The sequence below is a fragment of the Salinicola sp. V024 genome (assembly GCF_052645315.1).
Genome location: NZ_JBQXYB010000009.1, coordinates 141,182 through 162,839 on the forward strand (window position 1 = coordinate 141,182; position 21,658 = coordinate 162,839).

19 protein-coding genes are annotated in these 21,658 nt (G+C 62.4%); 9 read left to right on the top strand and 10 right to left on the bottom strand.

Features of this window, described 5'->3' with window-relative positions; genetic code table 11:
- Positions 1–76: 76 nt before the first annotated feature.
- Together ACUN9V_RS14160 and ACUN9V_RS14165 are read right to left on the bottom strand one after the other, a co-directional pair.
- Positions 77–2,101 carry a CocE/NonD family hydrolase gene (locus ACUN9V_RS14160; RefSeq protein WP_445511856.1) on the bottom strand — a complete coding sequence of 675 codons (2,025 nt, stop codon included), beginning with the start codon at positions 2,099–2,101 and terminating at the stop codon, positions 77–79.
- Complete coding sequence (locus ACUN9V_RS14165) at positions 2,098–3,666, bottom strand: BCCT family transporter (protein ID WP_445511857.1); 1,569 nt, start codon at positions 3,664–3,666, stop codon at positions 2,098–2,100. Before ACUN9V_RS14165 ends, ACUN9V_RS14160 begins: the two co-directional genes overlap by 4 nt.
- 190 nt (positions 3,667–3,856) lie before the next feature.
- Between ACUN9V_RS14165 and ACUN9V_RS14170 the strand changes: the two genes are divergently transcribed.
- The gene (locus ACUN9V_RS14170; RefSeq protein WP_075563060.1) at positions 3,857–4,072 is read left to right on the top strand and encodes a DUF3820 family protein; all 216 of its coding nucleotides are present in this window, start codon (positions 3,857–3,859) and stop codon (positions 4,070–4,072) included.
- 113 nt (positions 4,073–4,185) lie between these two features.
- Here ACUN9V_RS14170 and cdd read toward each other — a convergent pair whose 3' ends face one another.
- From cdd to ACUN9V_RS14200, 6 genes are all read right to left on the bottom strand, one after another.
- Entirely contained in the window at positions 4,186–4,611 is a 426-nt protein-coding gene (cdd, locus tag ACUN9V_RS14175) for a cytidine deaminase (protein ID WP_445511875.1), read from the bottom strand.
- Between the two features lie 20 nt (positions 4,612–4,631).
- Positions 4,632–5,360 (bottom strand): purine-nucleoside phosphorylase, encoded by a 729-nt coding sequence (gene deoD, locus ACUN9V_RS14180; protein WP_445511858.1) that lies wholly within the window; start codon positions 5,358–5,360, stop codon positions 4,632–4,634.
- A gap of 1 nt (position 5,361) precedes the next feature.
- Entirely contained in the window at positions 5,362–6,678 is a 1,317-nt protein-coding gene (locus tag ACUN9V_RS14185) for a phosphopentomutase (protein ID WP_445511859.1), read from the bottom strand.
- Positions 6,678–8,009 carry a thymidine phosphorylase gene (gene deoA / locus ACUN9V_RS14190; RefSeq protein WP_445511860.1) on the bottom strand — a complete coding sequence of 444 codons (1,332 nt, stop codon included), beginning with the start codon at positions 8,007–8,009 and terminating at the stop codon, positions 6,678–6,680. The genes ACUN9V_RS14185 and deoA overlap by 1 nt, the downstream gene beginning before the upstream one ends.
- A 31-nt stretch (positions 8,010–8,040) precedes the next feature.
- A complete protein-coding gene (deoC, locus tag ACUN9V_RS14195; RefSeq protein ID WP_445511861.1) occupies positions 8,041–8,829 on the bottom strand; it encodes a deoxyribose-phosphate aldolase in 789 nt (262 codons plus the stop codon).
- A 161-nt stretch (positions 8,830–8,990) separates the two neighbouring features.
- Positions 8,991–10,262: a NupC/NupG family nucleoside CNT transporter gene (locus ACUN9V_RS14200; RefSeq protein ID WP_445511862.1), complete on the bottom strand. Its 1,272-nt coding sequence runs from the start codon at positions 10,260–10,262 to the stop codon at positions 8,991–8,993.
- Between the two features lie 294 nt (positions 10,263–10,556).
- Here ACUN9V_RS14200 and ACUN9V_RS14205 point away from each other — a divergent pair, with 294 nt between their 5' ends.
- From ACUN9V_RS14205 to ACUN9V_RS14225, 5 genes are all read left to right on the top strand, one after another.
- A complete protein-coding gene (locus tag ACUN9V_RS14205; protein ID WP_445511863.1) occupies positions 10,557–11,576 on the top strand; it encodes a nucleoside-specific channel-forming protein Tsx in 1,020 nt (339 codons plus the stop codon).
- Between the two features lie 176 nt (positions 11,577–11,752).
- Positions 11,753–12,529: a DeoR/GlpR family DNA-binding transcription regulator gene (locus ACUN9V_RS14210; RefSeq protein WP_445511864.1), complete on the top strand. Its 777-nt coding sequence runs from the start codon at positions 11,753–11,755 to the stop codon at positions 12,527–12,529.
- Between the two features lie 120 nt (positions 12,530–12,649).
- Entirely contained in the window at positions 12,650–14,149 is a 1,500-nt protein-coding gene (locus tag ACUN9V_RS14215) for an NAD-dependent succinate-semialdehyde dehydrogenase (RefSeq protein WP_445511865.1), read from the top strand.
- 17 nt (positions 14,150–14,166) lie between these two features.
- Positions 14,167–15,738 carry a PucR family transcriptional regulator gene (locus ACUN9V_RS14220; protein ID WP_445511866.1) on the top strand — a complete coding sequence of 524 codons (1,572 nt, stop codon included), beginning with the start codon at positions 14,167–14,169 and terminating at the stop codon, positions 15,736–15,738.
- A gap of 92 nt (positions 15,739–15,830) precedes the next feature.
- Positions 15,831–16,547 (top strand): haloacid dehalogenase type II, encoded by a 717-nt coding sequence (locus ACUN9V_RS14225; RefSeq protein WP_445511867.1) that lies wholly within the window; start codon positions 15,831–15,833, stop codon positions 16,545–16,547.
- Between the two features lie 7 nt (positions 16,548–16,554).
- On the opposite strand, the gene ACUN9V_RS14230 is transcribed toward ACUN9V_RS14225, so the two are convergent.
- On the bottom strand, positions 16,555–17,112 hold the full coding sequence (locus ACUN9V_RS14230) for a DinB family protein (protein WP_445511868.1): 558 nt from the start codon (positions 17,110–17,112) through the stop codon (positions 16,555–16,557).
- A 49-nt stretch (positions 17,113–17,161) separates the two neighbouring features.
- On the opposite strand from ACUN9V_RS14230, the gene ACUN9V_RS14235 reads away from it, so the two are divergent.
- A complete protein-coding gene (locus tag ACUN9V_RS14235; RefSeq protein WP_445511869.1) occupies positions 17,162–17,794 on the top strand; it encodes a LysE family translocator in 633 nt (210 codons plus the stop codon).
- A 72-nt stretch (positions 17,795–17,866) separates the two neighbouring features.
- Positions 17,867–18,859: an adenosine deaminase gene (locus ACUN9V_RS14240; protein WP_445511870.1), complete on the top strand. Its 993-nt coding sequence runs from the start codon at positions 17,867–17,869 to the stop codon at positions 18,857–18,859.
- A 71-nt stretch (positions 18,860–18,930) separates the two neighbouring features.
- On the opposite strand, the gene ACUN9V_RS14245 is transcribed toward ACUN9V_RS14240, so the two are convergent.
- Complete coding sequence (locus tag ACUN9V_RS14245) at positions 18,931–20,184, bottom strand: pyridoxal phosphate-dependent aminotransferase (RefSeq protein WP_445511871.1); 1,254 nt, start codon at positions 20,182–20,184, stop codon at positions 18,931–18,933.
- Positions 20,185–20,466: 282 nt separating this feature from the next.
- Here ACUN9V_RS14245 and ACUN9V_RS14250 point away from each other — a divergent pair.
- On the top strand, positions 20,467–21,658 hold a 1,192-nt coding region (locus tag ACUN9V_RS14250; protein ID WP_445511872.1), incomplete at its 3' end, for a retention module-containing protein.

A 21,658-nucleotide genomic window follows, 5' to 3' on the forward strand; every position in this document is an offset into this window, starting at 1 on the left:
TCCGGAGCCATGGGATCACGGCTCCGGAGCATAGCACGCGAGGCGCCGAGAGCGGCCTGCGTGTGGCGAGGTAGGATCAGATCGCGGTACGCGGAATCTCGCGCGTCCATGACTTCTGGCTAACCAGCGTCTTGCCCTCGTGAGCGACCTGCTCGGCAGTCAGGTAGAAAATGGTTTCGTCGCAGTGCAGGTGGTAGCGGCTGGTCACGTCTACCGCGAATCGGCCTTCACCGTCGTCGCGGCTGGCGCGGTAGTGCCACTCGATATCGGCACGGGTTCGCGTGGCGTCGGTCGGGTGGCTGGTGTAAATCTCTTTCGCCTTCTGTTCGACTCGCAAGCCATGATCAGCGAAGCGGACGTCGCCCATATCGTCCTCGATTGTCACCGTGACTTCGCCACTGCCGACATCTTCGCTGATCGTGCGCCTGGGCTGACCGGCGCGTAGCGTTTCGACTCGGCACGGGGTGGCGCTCTCCGCTGGCTCGAACGGCACCGGAATGTAGTCTGCCTTCGATAGCGGCAGTTCGAGCGTTGGCGACCCGGCCTTGAGAGTCAGGTCAGCACGTTTTTGCGGCGACCATACCAGCGGGAAGCTGGCGCTGGAGAGCGCCACCCGCAGGCGGTGTCCTTTCGGCAGGCGGTAGCCGATCAGATCCAGCGGCAGCCGCACGTTCATTGGCTCGCCGGGGACTGGCGGCGTGATCGTGCCGGGATCGTCGCGCAAGTTGAGATTGAGCGTGCCGTAGGTGATCAAGGCACTTTCCCCGCTCGGCGCGACGTCGCACAGCCGCACATGCAGCTGACCGCAATCCTGGCTGCTCGTTAACGTGGCCGACAAGGTCGGCTGGCCTAGAATATCCAGGCCATCGGTATATGGCGCGGAATCGAAAGTCAGCGATAGGCCATCGTCGCGACGCTGATCCGGCGGGAAATCGGCGCCGAACCATAGCGGAATGTATTCGCCCTGCAGCGAGCCCGCGGTCAGGGGCGAGGCGATCAACCGATCGGCACTCAGCCAGCCACCGGATTCCAGTCCATGGTCGCCAAGGTTGAGCGTGATCGTCTCGACCTCGTCGGCCGGCGCAGGCCAGCCGTGGATGCGCACCCATTGGCCAGGTCGTTCGAGATACTTTGGCGCCGGTGGCACACCATCCTGCAGATAGAAGGTGCAGGGCGGCTCGTCCATGATCCCGGTGTCGACGTCCTTGAGCCAGTAATCCCACCAGCGCAACGCTTCCTGCAGAAAGCCGATCGCCGGATCGGGAATCGCGAAGTGCGGGTACTTGTGCATCCACGGCCCCAGCAGCGCTTTCTTCGGGCAGGAAAGATTCTCCATCATGCGCGGAATCGTATTGATGTAGGAATCGCCCCAGCCGCTGATCATGTAGACGGCGGCTTCGATGTCGCCATAGTTTTCGTTGATCGAACCATGCTTCCAGTAGTCGTCCCGGTGCTGGTGGTTCAGCCAGGTCTCTGCCAGCAAAGGCATGTTGTCGAGACGATGCTTCCACATCTCCCGCCAGCGTTCACCAACCAGCAGTGGGTCCGGCACCGCCGCGGAAAAGCTCAGCATGGTCGCTGCCCAGCCGAGATTCTCCAGCAGCATGTTGCCGCCCTTGTAGTGGATGTCGTCGGCGTAGCGGTCGTCGGTGGAGCAGAGCGTGATGATCGCCTTGAGCGGCGCGGGTCGCAGCGCGGCGACCTGCAGGCCGTTGAAGCCGCCCCAGGAGATACCCATCATGCCGAGCTTGCCATCGCACCAGGGCTGCGTGGCGATCCAGTCGATCACTTCCAGCGCGTCGGCATGTTCCTGGGGTGCGTACTCGTCCTCCATCAGACCGTTGGACTCGCCGTTGCCGCGCATGTCGACGCGCACGCTGGCATAACCGTGGCCGGCGAAGTAGGGGTGAGTCAGCTCGTCACGTACCGCTGTACCGTCTCGCTTGCGGTAGGGCAGATATTCGAGGATCGCCGGCACCGGGGTTGTTCCGGCATCCTCCGGCAGCCAGATTCTGGCAGCCAGTCGCGTGCCGTCGGCCAGCATGATCCACTGGTTCTCGATTTCGCGTATACGGTGCGGAAAATCCTGTCTGATCTTCATGCCTCGTCCTTGGCAGTGCGTGTAAGGGGCGAGCGGGTCGGTGCGGTATCGAGCCGCTCGGGATGCTTGAGCCACATCCACAGCGAGCCGGTGGCAAGCAGTACGATCAGCATGGCTGGCAATCCGCCCAGATTGGAGAGCATCTTGATGCCGTCGATCCCCACGAAGCTGACCATGACCCACGAGACCACGCCGACGATCACACCCCAGATCACTTTCATCGGGACGCCGGCATTGAGATCGGAGTCGGCGGTCAGGCCGCGAGTACAGAGATTGCCGATGGCGTCGGTCTGCGAATCTGCCGCGGTGACGTAGGAGATATAGGCGATGAACAGTAGCAGCGGAATCCATACCTCTGAGAATGGCAACTGACGGAACAGCTCATAGAGCACGTTCTCGACGCCGCGATCGTTGAGTACGGCATAGAGATCGGCGCCGCCCGTGTCGATGTGAGCCTGAAAGTAGAGAGCGGTACCTGAAAAGATCAGAATCCATGCGCTGGCGAACAGCGCCGGGTAGAGCAGGTTGACGCGCAGGAACTCGCGAACGGTGTAGCCCCGGGATATCTTGCCCAGAAACAGCGCCGCCACCGGCGCCCAAGCGAACCAGACCGCCCAGTAGAAGATCGACCACCATTGCGGCCACTGGTCATTGCTCGCGGCGCCGGTGAACAGGCTCTTGGTAAAAAAATTGTCGAGATAGACGCCGAACGATTCGACACCCAGGGCTAGACAGAACACCGTCGGCCCGACGATGAACATGAATACCCCAAGAATCGCGAGCAGAATGGCGTTCAGCGAAGATAGCCTGGCGATCCCTTTTTGCAGGCCGCTGGCGGCTGAAATTACGAAGGTCACCACGATGATGGCGATGACCACGCCGAGCCGCAGTGGGCTGGTTTCTCCTCCGAGATACTGGCCCGCGCCGCCGGCAAGGGTCAGCGCTCCGGTTCCTAGCGAGGATGCCATGCCAGCGACCAGCGCGTAGAGCGAGATTGCATCGATCAGGCCGCCGAAGCGTTTGACCCCGGGGCCGAAAAACGGCTCCAGCATGCTCGAGATCGAGAAGCGCAGGCGCAGGTTGTAGAAGGCAAGGGCGAAGATCAGCGCCGGTACCGCGTAAATGGCGTAAGGCGTGAACGACCAGTGCAGAAACATGGTCGACATTGCAAACAGCATGGCGTGGCTCGAACCCGCTTCCAGACCGCTGGAAGCGGGTGGGCCCATGTAATGATAGAGCGGCTCGGCGGTGGTCCAGAACAGCACGCCCACGGCCAGGGTGGTGCAGAGCGTGATCGAGAACCAGCGCAGCCGGGACAGCAAGGGCGTGGCGTCGCGGCCACCGATGCGGATGCGGCCCAGTGGGGAAAAATAGACGACCACCGCCATGATCAGCAGATAGACGCTACCCAAACTGAATAGCCACGAAAAATTGGTCAGAACGGCATCGTTGAGTGCGCTGGCGGTCGCCAGAAACGCATCCAGATCGACATAGCTGGCAATCACTGCGGCCAGCAGTATCAAAAAGGTCGGCCAAAATACCAGCGGCCGAAGCGAAGTTTGCATACCCGTCTCCCGTTATCGTTGTCGTAGACGCCAATGCGTATTGCTCATGGCAACATAACCTAACCCCTTGAGAGCCCGGTTGAGCAAATGGCATCTGGGAATGAGGGCATGCGCTAGACGCATGATGTGGTGATTCGTCGCTTTCGATGCCTGGGGTAGAATGGCGGAAATATTGAAAAAAGGAGGCGATATGGAGCCGGAGGACCTCAAGAAACTGGTCAGCCGCAAGATGCCGTTCGGCAAGTACGAAGGGTGGTTGATCGCCGATCTACCTGGCCCTTATCTCAACTGGTTCGCCCGGGAAGGCTTTCCCAATGGGGAAATCGGGCACCTGCTGGCGCTGATGCAGGAGATCGACCACAACGGGCTCTCGCCGTTGCTGGAGCCGTTGCGGTCTTCGAGGTGAGTCAGACTGATTTTTAAACTTCCAGCGACTTACTATTAAACTTCCAGCGACTTACACATCATGCCTTGCTTCGACATGTCGTCCGGGCGGAAAACCACGTTCGCACTCAAGGCTCAGCGCATCCCCGAGCTCTTGTTCAGATTTTCCGGGCCGAAGGAGTCGGGCAGCAGCTCGTCCATGGTGTAGTGCTTGAGCGAAGCGCCGTCGCCGTCGAGGACGATGATCTCGGTCGCGGGCGTTGCGAATTCGCGGATGCGCTGGCGGCAGTCGCCGCAGGGCGTGCAGAGATGCTCGCCGGGGCCGATGACGTAGATCGTACGGATCTGGCGCTCGCCGCTGGAGACCAGCCCGGCGATGGCGCTGGCTTCGGCGCAGAGGCCTTTGTAGTTGGCACTTTCGACGTTGCAGCCGGTATAAGTTTTGCCGCTTTCGCTGATCAACACGGCGCCGACCGGGTGATCGGAGTAGGGCACGTAGGCGTTGTCGCGCACTTCCAGTGCGGCCTGGCGGATCTCGTCGGGAACCGGGGTGTCGTTCATGGATTGGTGCAGGGTCGTGCTCATCGATTTGCCTCCTGGTCGTCTCGCAACAGCCCTTCCAGCGTGATCGCCATCATCTCGGAAAAGCCGGTCTGGCGAGCCTGTGAGTCGAGCGCTTCACCCTTGAGAATATGGTCGGAAACGGTGCACACCGTCAGCGCGCGGGCGCCGAATTCGGCGGCGACGCCGTAGAGACCGGCGGCTTCCATTTCGACGCCGAGAATGCCGTGGCGTTTCATGGTCTGGAAGAAGTCGCCATCCGGGATGTAGAACAGATCCGCCGAGAACAGGTTGCCGACTTTCACGGGCGTGCCGCGTTCGCGAGCGGCATCCGCCGCATGGCGGGTGAGATCGAAATCGGCAATGGCGGCGAAATCGTGACCGCCGAAGCGGGTGCGATTGACGCCGGAATCGGTGCAGGCGCCCATGCCGATGACGATGTCGTTGACCGCGACGTCATCACGTACCGCACCGCAGGAGCCGACGCGGACCAGGCGTTTGACGCCGTACTCGGTGATCAGCTCCTTGGTGTAGATCGAGATCGAGGGGATCCCCATGCCGCTACCCATGACGGAGACCTTGCGGCCCCGATAGGTGCCGGTGAAACCGAGCATGTTGCGCACGCGATTGACGCATTCGACGTCTTCCAGGAACGTCTCGGCGATGAACTGGGCGCGCAGCGGGTCGCCGGGCATCAACACGGTATCGGCGAAGTCGCCTGACTGGGCTTCGATATGCGGCGTGGCCATCTCATTCGTCTCCTTTCTGGGGGCTGTCTTTCGCCATTGTGCGTTCCTTCAACATCGATCGGCCGTATTCCATCTCGCTTAGGGTGAAATGGTCGGCCAGCGTCTGGCCGATGTCGGCATAGGTGTCGCGGCGGCCGTAATCGCCGGGAGCGATGACGTTACCGGCCATCAGAACCGGTACCTGTTCGCGGGTATGGTCGGTGCCGCGCCAGGTGGGGTCGTTACCGTGATCGGCGGTCAGGATCAATAGGTCGCCTGGTTCGAGCTTGGCGAGCACTTCCGGTAGTCGCTGGTCGAATGCCTCCAGCGCGCCGGCGTAACCTTCCGGGTCACGGCGATGACCGTAGAGCGTGTCGAAGTCGACGAAGTTGGTCATCACCAGCGTCTGTTTATTCGCCACTGAACGTTCGGCGGCCTCGTCGATGGCAGATAGCGTGGCGTCGAACAGGGCATCGTGACCGTGGGCCTTGATCACTTTCGAGACACCGCAGTGGGCGTAGATATCGCCGATCTTGCCCACTCCAAGCACTATTCCACCGCTGTCATGCAGTTTCTGCAGCACGGTCGGGCTGGGCGGTTCGATGGCGTAGTCGCGTCGGTTGCCCGTGCGCTCGAACGTTTCAGACGTCTCGCCTACGAAGGGGCGAGCGATGACCCGGCCAATGTTGTAGGGCATCAGCAGGGCGCGGGCAATTTCGCAGAGCGCATAGAGTCGCTCGAGACCGTAGTGTGTTTCGTGTGCGGCGATCTGGAACACCGAATCCGCCGAGGTGTAGACGATCGGCTTGCCGCTTTCGATATGCGCTTCCCCCAGCGCTTCGAGGATCGGCATGCCCGAGGCCTGGCAGTTGCCGAGCACACCGGGCAGATCGGCTTGCTCGATCAAGGCTTGCAGCAGTTCGGGCGGGAAGCTGTTCTCTCGATCGAGAAAATAGCCCCACTCGAACAGCGCCGGAACGCCAGCGATCTCCCAATGGCCGGAGGGGGTGTCCTTGCCGGAGGAGATTTCTCTGGCGCAGGCGTAAGCGCCGGTGACTGCCGCTGGGGGTGTGATGCCGCTAGCCCATTCGCCGGTGCTCAGGTGGTGGGCGTGATAGAGGCCGAGACGAGCCAGGTTGGGTAGATGGAGCGGGCGGCCGGCATCGGCGCGATAGCGGGCGATGTGGCCGAGCGTGTCCGAACCGGCATCGCTCGAACCGGAATCTCCCGAGCTGAAATCACCATAGTCGGCGGCATCCGGCGCGTTGCCAATGCCGAAGGAGTCGAGCACCAGCAGGATGGCGCGCTTCGATGCGAGCGTGTTCGATGTCTGGCCCATTACAGATCCTCCTGGCGCAGGGTGGCGTGGATCAGCGAGGGAATGGTGGCATCGTCTGCCTCGCTCAAGGTGAAGGCGTGACGCAGGCGCTGGGTGATGGATTCGGCATCGGCACGCTCCGCGGCGTGGATGCGCAGCAGCGGTTGGCCAGGTTCGACACGCTGGCCGAGCGCGGCGATGTGCGAAAGCCCGACGCGGTGATCGATGGCATCACCCGCGTTGCGCCGGCCGCCGCCCAGTTCGACCACGCCGAGGCCGAGCCCGCGGGTATCGATGGCACTGATGAATCCTGCTTGGTTAGCGTGGAGATCGACCGTGACCGGTGCGGAGGGAAGGTGGTGTTCGGCGCGCTCCGCCAGATCGCTTGGCCCGCCGAGACCGTGCACCATTTGCGAGAAGCGCTCCAGCGCCTCGCCGGAATCGAGAGCGCGGCCCAGGCGCTTACCCGCATCTTCGGCATCGCTCGCCAGGCCCGACTGGAGCAGCATTTCCTGGGCCAGCGACCGAGTGACCTGATAAAGCCGGCTCCGCTTTCCGTCGCCGCGCAGCAACCGCAGGGCTTCGAAGACTTCCAATGAATTGCCGGCACAGTCGGCCAGCGGCTGGTTCATGTCGGTCAGCAGCACGCTGGTTGTCGTCCCCGCACCGCAGCCGATGGCGACGATCGCCTCGGCCAGCTCGCGGGAGGCTTCTGCGGTCGGCATGAAGGCGCCGCTGCCGACCTTGACGTCCATCACCAGGGTCTCGAGACCGCAGGCCAGCTTTTTGCCCAGGATCGAGGCGACGATCAGCGGGATCGACTCCACCGTGGCGGTGACGTCGCGCACGCCATAGAGGCGCTTGTCGGCCGGTGCCAGCGAGCCGGTCTGGCCGATGATCGCCACGCCGACCTCTTTCACCAGCTTGCGGAAGGTGGCGTCGGACGGGGTGACGTCGTAGCCGGGAATCGACTCGAGTTTGTCCAGCGTGCCGCCGGTATGGCCAAGGCCACGCCCGGAGACCATGGGTACATGGCCGCCACAGGCGGCGATCCAGGGCCCCAGCACCAGCGAAACCAGATCGCCGACGCCGCCGGTGGAGTGCTTGTCGAGCACCGGGCCATCGAGATCAAGATCGGCCCAGCGCATCACCTGGCCGGAATCCCGAATCGACTCGGTCAGCGCCACGGCCTCGTCCCGGTTCATGCCGTTGAGATAGACGGCCATGGCGAAAGCGCCGATCTGTGCGTCGCCGATACGCTCATCGGCGATGCCCTGCATGACCAGATCGAGCATCCTGCGATCGAGTGTCTGGCCGTCGCGCTTACGACGAATGATTTCCTGCGTCAGCATGGCGTTCTCCGCCTGTGAACGAACGAAGCTGTCAGTAGCCGTCGGTGGCCGGCTGGATGCTTTCATCCGACAGCGTGGCGAGCAGCGCGTCGAGCAGACCGGAAGCGCCGAAGCGGAAATGCGCGGGCGTCAGCCACGCCTCGCCCATGATGCCCGCAGCCAGGTCCAGGTAAGCCTTGGCATCCTCGGCGGTGCGGATACCGCCGGCCGCCTTGAACCCCACATCGCGACCGCTGTCGCGAATCGCGGTCAGCAGAATCTCGGCGGCCTCGAGCGTCGCGTTGACCGGCACCTTGCCGGTGGACGTCTTGAGGAAATCCGCACCGCACTCCAGCGCAATATCCGCGGCCTGGCGAATCAGTACGGGATCATTGAGCTCGCCGGTCTCCAGAATCACCTTGAGCAGCCGATCGCCACAGGCGTCACGGCAGGCAGTGACCAGCGCGCGGCCCGATTCGGTATCACCGTTGATCATGGCCTTGTAGGGAAACACCACGTCGACTTCGTCGGCGCCGGCCGCTACCGCGGCGCGGGTTTCGCGACTGGCCCGTTCGACGTTGACGCAGCCGTGGGGGAAGTTGGTGACGGTCGCGATTCTGACGCGCTCGCGAACTCCCGTATTTCGCAACCCCATGTCGATCAGCTCACGATTTGCCGTCTCGATGAAGGCGGGGTAGAGGCACACCGCGGCGGGAGCGCCATGCGGAGTGTCGGTGCGGCGGCACAGCGCCTGGATCGTGGCGTCGTTATCGTCGTCGTTGAGCGAGGTGAGATCCATCATCGCCAGCGCCTGCCTGGCGGCGTGCTTGAGACTGTTCATCGTCCTGTTTCCTTGGTTAGGCGTGGCAGCGACGGCCTCCTGCCGTTGTCGTGTCCCGAGTCGGCCAGGATCCGGCATGCGCTCTCGAATTGACGCCTCTCGAGTCTGCCGGATCCTCATGGTGTTCGTGGTTCATGTATCCCGGATCAGGCTGTCCTGGATCAGGCAGTACCGGCCAGCGACAGAAAGATCCCGGCCAGGGTGGCCGACATCAGGTTGGAGAGCGTGCCGGCGAGTACCGCCTTGAGCCCGTAACGAGCGATCTCCGGGCGACGGCTGGGGGCCAGCGTGCCGAGACCGCCGAGCAGGATCGCGATCGAGGATAGGTTGGCGAATCCGCAAAGCGCGAACGACAGGATCGCGGCGGTGTGGGCGGACATCGCTTGCCCGGTCGCTTCCACCATGGTGTCGCCGCTGATGTAGGGCGCCAGATTGATATAGGCCACGAATTCGTTGACCACCAGCTTCTGACCGATGAACGAGCCGGCCAGCGTCGCTTCATGCCAGGGAATGCCGAGCACGAACGCCAGCGGCGAGAACAGCCAGCCGAGGATCATCGACAGGCTCAACGAGTCCATCCCGAACCAGCCGCCGACACCACCCAGGATGCCGTCGATCATCGCGATCAGGCCGATGAAGGCCAGCAGCATGGCACCGACGTTGGCGGCCAGCATCAGTCCCGACGAAGCGCCGGATGCGGCAGCGTCGAGCACGTTGGCCGGCTTGTCCTCGGCTTCCAGCACGTCCTTGGCCTGACGCGTGTCATCGTCGGGATTCTCCGTCTCCGGCATCAGAATCTTGGCGAACAGCAGACCGCCGGGCGCGGCCATGAACGAGGCGGCGATCAGGTATTCCATGGGAATACCGAGCTCGGCGTAACCGGCGAGAACGGAACCGGCAACGGATGCGAGCCCGCCACACATCACCGCGAACAGTTCGGACTTGGTCATGCTGGCCAGGAACGGGCGTACCACCAGCGGAGCCTCGGTCTGGCCGACGAAGATATTGGCGGTGGCGGAGAGCGATTCGGTGCGCGAGGTGCCCAGGACCTTCTGCAGCGCGCCACCCAGAATCCGCACAACCCACTGCATGATGCCCAGATAGTAGAGAACGGCCGTCAGCGACGAGAAGAAGATGATGATCGGCAGCACCTTGATCGCGAAGACGAAGCCGACATTGGTCGGATCGGCGAGGTTGCCGAACAAAAAGCCGATGCCGTCGTTGGCATAGCTGATGACCTGGCTGACGGCACTGGAGACGGATCCCAGCACGGCCTGGCCGAACGGCACGTAGAGCACGAAGGCACCGATGCCGGCTTGAATGGCAAAGGCGCCGATGACGGTGCGAAGGCTGATCGCCTTGCGGTTGCTCGAAAAGATCAGCGCGATCAGCAGCAGCACGACGACGCCGACCAGACCCATGAGGAGTGTCATGTTGTTGTCCTTGGTGTTGGTCCCGGTAGGTAGAAAACGCGATGGGAAAGAGCGATTTCTTGAGATCTTTTTAACATTTTTTGGTTTTGTTCGTCACTTGTTGTTTTTATCTTTACAAGCTCATAGAGTAGCGAAAGGCGACCTACTGCCCATATATAGTGTTTTTGGGCGCTTTTCAGCAAATCGTCATCGATAGTTGCGAGGCAGAATGCCGGTCGAGGTGCCAAGCCGGGAATGTAAGAATAGTCACAAAATGGGAACCAACACGCCATAACAACAAAGTAGGGGGATGGCATGGTAGAGAAAATTGCGCAGCCGGTCGCGTGGTCGGCGAGAGTGTCGTCGGCGAGAGTGTGGTCGACGGGGAGAAGTGCCAGCTTGCTGGCGCTGTCGCTAGGCGTAGGGTCGATGACGCTGGCAGCCGCGCCGACGTGGGCAGATGACCAGGGCGAGGCGCCGGTCATCGAGCAGGAGACGCCTGACGAAGGACCAACGTCGGAAGGGCAGACGGCCGACGGTCCCTATCTTTCCGACTGGTACCACCAGAACGTCACGGTCATCGGCAGCAAGAACATTCGCTTCGGGCCGCAGCAGGTCGACGATATCTATCTGGAGTACGAGTTTTTCGGGCGTAAAGGGCCGCTGGATCTTTACGGCTATATCGATTTTCCCAAGTTCTTCGGTACCGGCAACGCCGCGGATAGCGGGATCTTCGACAAGGGCTCGCCGGTGTTCATGGAGCTGGAACCGCGGCTGTCGATCGACGACATGACCGGTCAGGATCTTAGCGTCGGCCCGTTCAAGGAGTGGTTCGTCGCCTTCGACTACATCTTCGACTGGGGGCACACCACGGAAAGCCGTCAGAACACGCTCTATGCCGGTCTGGGCACCGATATCGAGACCGGTTCCCCGCTGGGGCTGTCGTTCAACTTCTACAAACGTCGCCAGTGGGAAAACTACGGCGCCGCCAACGAGAACTCGTGGGACGGTTATCGCGCGCAGCTGAACTACTCCTACCCGTTGGGCAGCTTCGATAACGGTGCCTCGCTGGTCTACGTCGGTTTCACCAACCACGACTTCGGCTCGGATCTGGGCGATAACGACCCGACCCGTACCAACGAGTCGACCGTGGCGACCAACGTGCTGCTGTACCAGTTCACGCATCTGCGGTTCATGGCAGTGGCGCGTTACTTCCATAACGGTGGCCAATGGAACGATGGCGAAATGGCGCCGTTCCCCAACAGCCACGGCGATGGCTTCGAGCTGCGCTCCACCGGCTGGGGTTACTACTTCGGCGTCGGCTGGCAGTTCTGACTTGGCAGTTCTGGCTTAGCAGCACTGGTCCGACAGTTCTGATCTGACATTTCTGGTCTAAACGCTTCTATCTGACAGCGATGGGCGTTATCGACGAGGAGCCTCCGGGCTCCTCGTTGCGTTCCAGAGAGAGATCGGGGATAAGGTCGATGGGCCGACAACATCGGGAGAAGGTCATGAATGGTCGCAGTGCGGTACGGCTGGAAAGACTTCGCGAGGCTATCAGGCGCAGTGGAACCCTCCCATTGGCCGAGGCGGCAACGCTGTGCGACGTTTCCGAGATGACGGTGAGGCGGGATATCGCTGCCAGCAATGGTGCCATCGTCTCCTTCGGCGGGCATCTGGTCATGGCCGACAACCCCCAGTTCACCGCCGCCTACAACCTCGATGCCCAGAAGGACCGCTACGCCAAGGCCAAGCAGCGTCTCTGCGAGACCGTGACATCGATGATCGAAGAGGGCGATACCGTCTTCGTCGACTGCGGGACGACGTTGATGCCGCTATGTGCACTGCTGCCGCGCGACATGAACGTGACCATCGTCACCTACGCGCTCAACGTCGCCAACGCCTTCAGCCAGCGCGACATGCCCAATATGCGCCTCGTCGTTCTCGGAGGCCTCTACTACGCCGCTTCGGAATCCTTCGGCGGGCAGGACGTCACCACGGCGATCCGCCGTCTGGGTATCAACAAGGCGCTGATTTCCGCCGCCGGCGTCCATGTCGACAAGGGCGCCAGCTGCTTCCATTTTCATGAGGTGGCACCCAAGCAGGCCGCCATCGAACATGCAGAACGGCGCATTCTCGTGGCCGACGAGAGCAAGCTCGACGTGATGCGCGCGGCGTTCTTCGCCGACCTGTCCGATTTCGACACGCTGGTCACCACCGGCGACCCGGGTCGAGCATGGCGCGCGCGAATGAATGGGAGCGATGCCTCGAAGGTCGAAGTGGTTTGAATTCTCCTGTCTTGAGTGGGTATTAGTGACAGCTAAATCCTGCTTTGTGCAGGAAGTATTCGTCTTGTCGCGGGGGTAGGATGGCTGGACTTCCTACTTTTCGAACAGGTGACCGGATCGATGTCCTCTTCAGCAAAGACTTCCTCATCATCGTCTCTTCAGAATCAATTCGCATCGCTCAAAGCGCCCGCTGACGGCGCTTATTATCCCGCCGCCATCGTTGGCTTCGACGCCAACGATACGGGTCGCTATGCCTTGCGCTCTCCTGCCACTGGCGAAGTCATCGCCGAGGTCGCCGATTGCGGCGTCGAACAGGCCAGACTTGCCGCCGACAACGCCCAGCGTGGCTTCGAGACCTGGCGCAAGACCACCGCGTTCGAGCGGGCGGCGCTGCTCAAGGCTTGGCATCAGGCAATGCTGGATGCCAAAGAGGTCCTTGCCGTCACCATGGCGCGGGAAATGGGCAAGCCGATCCGCGAGGCGCGAGGCGAAGTCGACTACGCTGCCAGCTTCCTGGAGTGGTACGCCGAACAGGCCAAGCGCATCGACGGCGATATTCTCCCCAGCCAGCATCCGGACAAGCGACTTTCTGTACTGCGTCAGCCGGTCGGCCCGGTGCTCGCGATCACGCCGTGGAACTTTCCGGCGGCGATGACCACCCGCAAGGTGGCGCCGGGGCTGGCGGCCGGCTGTTCGGTGATCGTCAAGCCGGCGGAGCAGACGCCGATCACGGCGCTGCTGCTGGCTCAGCTGTGGCAGCAGGCCGGCGGGCCGGCGGAGGTGTTTCAGGTCATCACCGCCGAGCGCCCGGCGGCGGTCAGCGATCTGCTGATGGAAGATCGGCGGATTCGCAAGGTGACCTTCACCGGCAGCACGCCGGTCGGCAAGCATTTGTACGCCAAGTCGGCCGCGACCATGAAGCGAATGTCACTGGAACTGGGCGGCCACGCGCCGTTTCTGGTCTTCGACGATGCCGACATCGATGCCGCCGTGACCGAAGTGATGGCGAGCAAGTTCCGCAACGGTGGCCAGACCTGTGTCTGCGCCAACCGCATCTACGTGCAGCGTGGCATTCTCGAGACGTTCTCCGCACGCCTGACCGCGGCCGTCGACGAACTGCGTATCGGCCAGCCGGAAGACGAGTCGACCCAGATCGGGCCATTGGTCAGCCAGGCCGGGCGCGACAAGGCGCAGTCCCACATCGACGATGCGCTGGCCAAGGGCGCCCGTCGCCTGACGGCCGCGCGTGATGTCGAGGGCTTCTTCGTCGCGCCGACGGTGCTGGCGGATGTGACCGACGACATGCAGATCATGCAGGAAGAGACTTTCGGCCCCGTGGCACCGCTGATCGCCTTCGACAGCGAAGACGAGGCGATCGCGGCCGCCAACGCCACGCCGTTCGGACTCGCCGCGTATCTGTGGACGCGAAATCTGGGCCGCGCGGCCCGAGTCTCCGAGGCGCTGGATTACGGCATCGTCGGCGTCAACGACGGTGCGCCGTCCGTGCCGCAGGCGCCGTTCGGTGGCGTCAAGGATAGCGGTCTCGGTCGCGAGGGTGGACGCTACGGCATCGACGAATATCTCGACACCAAGTTCGTCTCGACGCGGCTGGACGGCTGATAGCGATGCGCGATGACGTGTCAGTCGCTGCCCGGTTACCGGGAGCGCTCGACCTCGCGACGGCGTTGCGCGAGACCAACCTTCGCCACGCCCGGGTGGTGGCCGGCGAGCGCTCGCTGGGGCGGCCGCTGCGCTGGGTCCATATGGTCGATCACCCCGATATCATCGCCTGGGTTCGTGAAGGCCAGCTACTGCTGACCACCGGCTATCACTGGCCCGACGAACCGGCTGCCGAGCGAGCGCTGATCGAGGCGCTGGTCGAAAAGGGCCTGGCCGGCGTGGCGCTGGCGGTGCCGCGGTTTCTGACCGCATTCCCGGAGACCAGCCGGCATGTTGCCGAATCGCTCGATTTCCCGCTGTTGGAGATCCCCTGGGACGTGCCGTTCAGCCAGATCACCGAAGAGGTGCATGCCTGGCTGATTGCGCGGCAGGGCCAGTTGATCGCGCGGGCGGAGCGCATTCATCGCGATCTCACCCGGTCGGCCCTGACGGCGCGAAGCCTGGGTGACATCGCCAAGGCGTTGAGCCTTCTGCTCGAGCGGGACGTACTCTTCACCGGGCTGGAGGGTGAATGGCTGGGCGGCAGCGCCGAGTTCGACGCCATGCGCCAGCCTACGCCGGCCATGCTGAGCAAGGCGCAGTTTCTGGAGGAGGTCACGGCCCGCTCTCTCGGCGAGGGGGACGGATGCCGGTTGCTGGCCTGTCCGGTACGAATTCAGGGGGCGCCGGCTGCCATGCTATGGATCGATGAGACGGTATCCCCGATCAGCGAGCTCGAACAGCGGGCGGCCGAGCAAGCCGCACTGATCTCGGCGCTCCACCTGTCCCACCAGCAAGCGCTGCAGGCGCAGGAGACCCGGCTCGGTTATGCCTTCGTCGACTCGCTGCTCGAGGGTCGGTTCGAGGCCACGCCGGCGGCCCTGGAGCGGGCGTCTCTGCATGGGTGGGATCCTCACGCCGGCTATCACGTCTGCGCGATTCTGCTCAACGAGCCGGTACCGCTGAGCCGGGAAGGTTTGCTACGACGCGAACGGTGGGAGCGCCGGCTGGGCGATCGTCTCGAGGAGCTCGGTCTGCCACGACTGATCTCGGTCTCGCTCAATCAACTGCTGTTCCTGGTGTGTGCCGAGGTCTCGACCGAGGTGCTGTGGCGGGCGTTGAGCGACGGCGAGGCGGCCATGGCGGTCAGCCGTGAGGTGCGGGGCGCGGCGGCCATCGCCGAGGGTGCCGGTGACGTGGCCCGACTGCTGCCCTCGCTCAAGGCCGGCGAGCGGCGGGATTTCGAAACCTTGCTGTTCAGCCGAGTACTGGAAGGCGACGGTGAGGCACGACGACTGTTTCTCGAGCGTATTTCACGCGCCCTGGGGCAAGGCGCGCGACGGCTGAGCGCTGTCGAGACGCTCTCGGCGCTGGCCGACAGTGGTTTCCAGCTGGCCCAGACGGCACGTGCCCTCGATATCCATATCAGCACCCTGCGCTATCGCATCGAGCGGCTGGAGACGGCGCTTGCCATGGACCTGAACGACATCGACACCCGGCTGCAGCTACAGGTGGCGATGCGCCTGCTCAGTGCCGATGCCGATTGGTGATCGATAGATAATCGAGAGACGCATTCGAACCTGCGACCCGATGTCCACAGAACCGTGCCAGACACGATCAGACACAGAAGAGAGAGACCCTCATGCAACTGACCGATTTCACCACCCTGACGTTCGACGTCTATGGCACTCTGATCGACTGGGAGAGCGGCATGGTCGCCGGGCTGCAGCCGCTACTCGAACGAACCGGCCGGAACCTGAGCCGCGACCAGATTCTCGAGGCGCACGCCCGGCACGAATCGACCCAGCAGCGTTACACGCCGCATCTACAGTATCGGCTATTGCTGGCAGTGGTCTACAAGCGTCTTGCGGAGGAGTGGGGCGTGGCGGTGAGCCACGACGAGTGCCTGGCCTATGGCGACTTCGTCAAACAGTGGCCGGCTTTCGCCGATACTGCCGAGTCACTCGCCTACCTCAAGCAGCACTACCAGCTGGTGGTGCTCTCCAACGTGGATAACGAGAGCTTTGCTTACAGCCAGCGCAAGCTCGGTGTCGAATTCGATGCGGTCTATACCGCCGAAGACATCGGTTCCTACAAGCCGGCACAGCGCAACTTCGACTACATGCTGGAAAAGCTCGGCGAGCGCGGCATCGACAAGTCGAAAATTCTGCACACCGCCGAGAGCATGTTCCACGATCATCAGCCCGCCAACCGCAATGGCCTCGCCAACTGCTGGATCTACCGCCGCCACGACAAGCAGGGCTTCGGCGCCACCATGAACCCTGGCGACATGCCCACGGTCGACTTCCGCTTCAACAGCATGGCGGAGCTGGCCGAGGCGCATCGGCAGTCGATGTGATCGGACTCTAGCGACGCGAGGACCACACCTGTGCTTCGCTGATGCCCAGCGTCGCAAACTCTTCCCGCCGCAGCGGGGCTTCTTCCCGCATGAAGAATTCATCCAGCTGCGGCGGGGCGACGTCGGTCTCCGCGAGCATGGCGTGAACCTGACCGCGGTGATGTGTCTGATGCACGAACAGATGAGCCAGCACGCGATGCGCCGGTTCGAGCTGCCGGCGATCGGCCCGTTCGAGTGCGATGTCGGCGGTCAGCTGCGCGTCGTCGAGCGCGTTGCAGATCGCGATCAAGCGTCTATCCAGTCCTTCCTGGGCGGGCCACAGCGTGTCGACACGCAAGTAGGGCAGCTCGTCATCGAAGGCCCGCTGTCCCAGCGTGCCGCCTTCAAGGGCATCGATGTAGTAGGCGTCGACAATCAGGATATGGTTGAGCGTGGCGTGGATCGACGGGAAGAAGCTGCTCCGCCTCGCCTGAAGCGCGTCCTCGGACAGGCGGGTACAGGCCTTCAATAGCCGATGATTCGACCACAGGTTGCAGTAGGCTTGCTGGCGAAAATATTCGATCATGGTTCGGCACCGACTCAATCGTCTTCTCTCCAGCATCTCAGGAATCGTCATGGAAATGCTACACGGCCTGATCGTCATCACTTTCGTGCATCTACTGGCGGCTGCCTCGCCGGGGCCGGACTTCGTGCTGGTGACCCAGCAGACACTGAATCACGGCAAGCGCGTCGGGCTGCTGTGTAGTCTCGGCATCGCGCTGGGGCTATCGATTCACATCGTCTACTCCGCCTTCGGGCTTGCCGCGGTGATCGCCAATTCCGCCGAGGCGCTGTGGGCGATCAAGCTACTGGGCGGAACCTACCTGTTCTATCTCGGCGTCAAAGGATTACGCTCGCGTCCGGCCTCCACCGAAGCGAGCTCGAGCGCGGTGGCCATCGCGCCGCCCCGTTCGGCGCTGCGCACGGTCGGTATGGGATTTTTCTGCAACGCGCTCAATCCCAAGGCGCCGATCTACTTCGTCTCGCTGTTCACCATCGTGCTGTCACCCGATATGCCGCTCTACCAGATCGCCATCTACGGCGCCTGGATCATGCTGATCCAGCTCGGCTGGTTCTCGGCGGTGGCCTTATTGCTCTCCACGCCGCCGATTCATCGCGCGTTCAAGCGTTTCAGCCACTGGATCGACCGGGTGCTGGGTGTGGCGATGATCGCACTGGGCATCAAGGTGCTGACGACGCGGGTGTAGAACGGTCGGCTTTCTTCCTCGCGTCATTTTCGGCATCCTGAGTCGCATCCATTCCAATGGCGAGGAGCGCTCGTGAAGACTTGGCTGCGTGAGTTACCCAAGGTCGAACTGCATTTACATATCGAGGGCTCGCTGGAGCCGGAGCTGATGTTCTCGCTGGCCGCGCGCAACAACGTTTCTCTCCCCTACGCGACAGTGGACGAGGTGCGGGCGGCCTACGATTTCAGCGACCTGCAGTCGTTCCTGGATCTCTATTACCAGGGGATGCGGGTGCTGCGCACCGAGCAGGATTTCTACGACCTGGCGATGGCGTACCTGGAGCGAGCACAGGAAGAGGGCGTGGTGCATGTCGAGCTGTCGTTCGACCCGCAGGCGCACTTGAGTCGAGGTGTCGAGCTGGCGGTGCCGTTCGAAGGCCTGCGACGTGCCATGCGGGATGCGGCGCGTCAATGGGACATGACAACGGCGCTGATCATGAGTTTCCTGCGTGATCGCGATGCCACTGATGCGATGGACGTGCTGGAGAAAGCGGCGCCCTATTACGAGTTGATCGATGCCGTCGGTCTCGACAGTGCGGAAATGGGCAATCCGCCCGCCAAGTTCGCGGCCGTGTTCGAACGGGCCAAGGCGTTGGGCATTCCTCGCGTGGCGCACGCCGGGGAAGAGGGCCCGGCAGCCTACATCAGCGAGGCGCTGGACGTGCTCGATATCTGCCGCGTCGACCATGGCGTGGCCTGTCTTCAGGATGCCGAGCTGGTGGCGCGTCTGCGTGAGTCGCAGATTCCACTGACGGTCTGCCCGCTTTCCAACGTGCGATTGAAGGTCGTCCAGGCGATGACCGATCATCCGTTGCCGGCGATGCTCGAGCAGGGGGTGAAAGTGACGCTCAATTCCGACGATCCGGCCTATTTCGGCGGCGGGGTGCTGGAGAACTACATCGCCTGTTTCGAGGCCTTCGATTGGGATCGCGACCTGTTCAGGCAACTGGCGGGCAACGCGATCGAGGTCGCGTTCATGCCAGAGGAGCGCCGCAGCGAGCTACTGGCACGACTGTCGGCCTGCTGATCGGTTTCGCGTCTGGTGTCACGACTGCCCGGCCCATGACGCCGGGCAGATTCGTTCCGGACGGCAAGCAGTCAGACGGTGACGTCCTGTGATGCCTCAGCCAGCGCGGCCAGGAACGGGACCAGGCGATCGAGCGCTTCTCTGGCAAGCGCGGGGTCTATGGCGAAACAGATCCGCAGATAGTCTTCGCCCTCCGGGCCGAAAGCGCTGCCTGGCGCCACGCCGACTTTGGCCTCCCGCAGAATCCGCTTGGCCGTGTCCAGGCTCGAGCCGCCCAGACCGTGCACCTTGAAAAAGAGATAGAAGGTGCCCTGCGGAGAAAACACCGTCACGTTGTCCAGCGCCGCCAGACCCTCGACCAGTATATCCCGCGAGGCCTGACAGCGTTCGACCTGTTCAGCGATGAAGGCGTCGCCATCTTCCAGCGCCGCGATACAGGCCCGCTGTATGAACGATGCCACGCCCGTGGTGTTGTACTGGCATAGTCGAGCGAAAAGCTGATCCATACCGTGCGGGAACACGATCCAGCCCGCGCGCCAGCCGGTCATGCACCAGTTCTTGGAGAAAGTGTTGGTTACCAGCAGTTTTTCGTCTGGCTCGCAGATCTGCAGGAAAGAGGCCGCCGGGCCGTGTCCACTCGGCTGCTGCCCGCCGTCCTGACCTCGATCATCGTAGACGAAGTGGTTGTAGACCTCGTCGGCCACGATCCAGAGGTCTTTCTCCCGACAGAAGTCTCGCAACCGCTCCATGTCCCGGAGCGGCATGCGCCAGCCCGTAGGATTGGAAGGCGAGTTGATGAAAACCGCGCGGGTGCGGTCCGTCACTTTCGCGAACAGCTTGTCCAGATCGAGCTCGATTCTGCCATCGGGGTAAAAATCGAAGGGAACCGATACGTTCACGCCGCCGACGATCTCGATCATCTGCCGGGCATTGGGCCAGGCGGGCGTCGGCATGATGACTTCGCTGCCCTCGTCGAGAATCGCCTGCATCGCCATGGTGACGGCGTTCATGCCACCAATGGAAACACAGAAGCGCTCGCTGGGGACATCGACCTGCCAGTGCCGGCGATGGTAGTCGGAGAGCGCCTGGCGAAGTTTGGGCAAGCCCTGAGAGTAGCTGTAGCGGGTATCGTCCTGTCCCAGTGCATCCACCGCCGCCTGCTTGATGTAATCCGGAGTAGGCAGATCTCCCTCACCGATCCATAGCCTCACGACCGAGGCGTCATGACGGGCTAGATCCGCGACGGCGACGATCTGGTTGTCGGGCATTTCCTGAACGCGGGAAGAGCAGTATCGGCGCAGGCCGGCGGGGATGACATCGGACATGGAAGGGCTCGCTGTTGGCATCGAAAGTGGAAATCTGGCCTTGATCGATCATATAACGCTCACCGTTGGCATGCTAATTGGCGCTTTGATCGGACGGATGCCAGTTAACCTCTCGCAAGAGTCTCTATTTGCTAAGCTTTGTAAAAAGTCGCACGACAATTAATGAGAACGTACCAGGGCATAAATAAAATTATGTTGATCCTGGATACTAAACGGTTACATTTTGCGCATTGATGAAGTTTACTTCGTCTCCGCTTTTCCAGATTGCTGAGGTAGATACCGATGGCTGCTCTCGTCACTATCGTCCGAGTGGATGGCAATGTTTTCCTGATGGATCCCCGCAAGCCCGTGGTTCAGGGGATGGCGATTCCAGAAGGTGCCTCGTTGTTCGCCCCGGATGGTGGTCGTCTTGTGCTTGCCGACGGAACGATCCTGCCGTTGAACGCCGGGCAACCGGTGGCTCTGCAGATCATCGAAGGCGTTGCCACGGTCATCGCAGCGGACCCCGCTTCTGCGGATCCCGATGTGGCATCGTTGCAAGCGGCCATCGCTTCCGGTCAGGATCCGACGGCGATCCAGGAAGCGCCTGCAGCCGGCGCCGGAGCAGACGGTGGCGGTAATCTATCGGAGGGCGGCGGGTTCTCCGCACCTTTCGATATCGCTCGAACCGGACGTGAAGAGTTCAGCACCTACCGCTATGCGGCGTCTTCGTCGGATCTCGGTCGAGTGACGGTGACGCCCGCGAGCTTTAGCCCTGAAGCCAGTTCGACAGCGGGCGAGGATACGGGGCCATCACCGGTGGTCAGCGTCAGTCTCGGTGCCATTGCGATCGACGATATCGTCAATCTGGCGGAGTCGGGGCAGAGCATTATGCTCAGTGGGAAAGGTGGCGGTGATGCCGTCGCTGGTGATCAGGTCACGGTCACGATTGGTGGCGTCGCCTATTCTACGGTTCTGGGCGAGGATCTTGGCTTTTCGGTGGTCGTTCCGGGAAGCCTGCTAGCGCAATTTCCATCGGCAACGGCGACCTTGACGCATATCGGTGAAGACAGTGTGGTCACGGCAACATCGACGCGGCCCTACAGTGTCGATGTCGACGCGCCGGCGCCAACCGTGCAGTTGAACACGATTGCGGGTGACGACGTCGTCAACGCTGCAGAATCCGGGCAGCCCGTGACACTGACGGGGCGCGCGGGCGGCGATGCCGTCGCTGGAGATATTGTTACCGTCGCCATCGGTGGCCAACAGTATCAGGCAGCGGTCGCTGACGATCTGACCTTCAGCGTCGTGGTGCCAGGCAACCTCCTCGCCAGCGCGGCGGGCTCGACGGTCACGGCGGTGATCACTCACACCGACGCCGCCGGCAACACCGGCACGGCAACGACGACGCACGCTTATGGTGTCGATACCACTGCGCCGACGCTCGGCATCACGCTGGATACCATCGCCGGTGACAATATCCTCAACGCGGCCG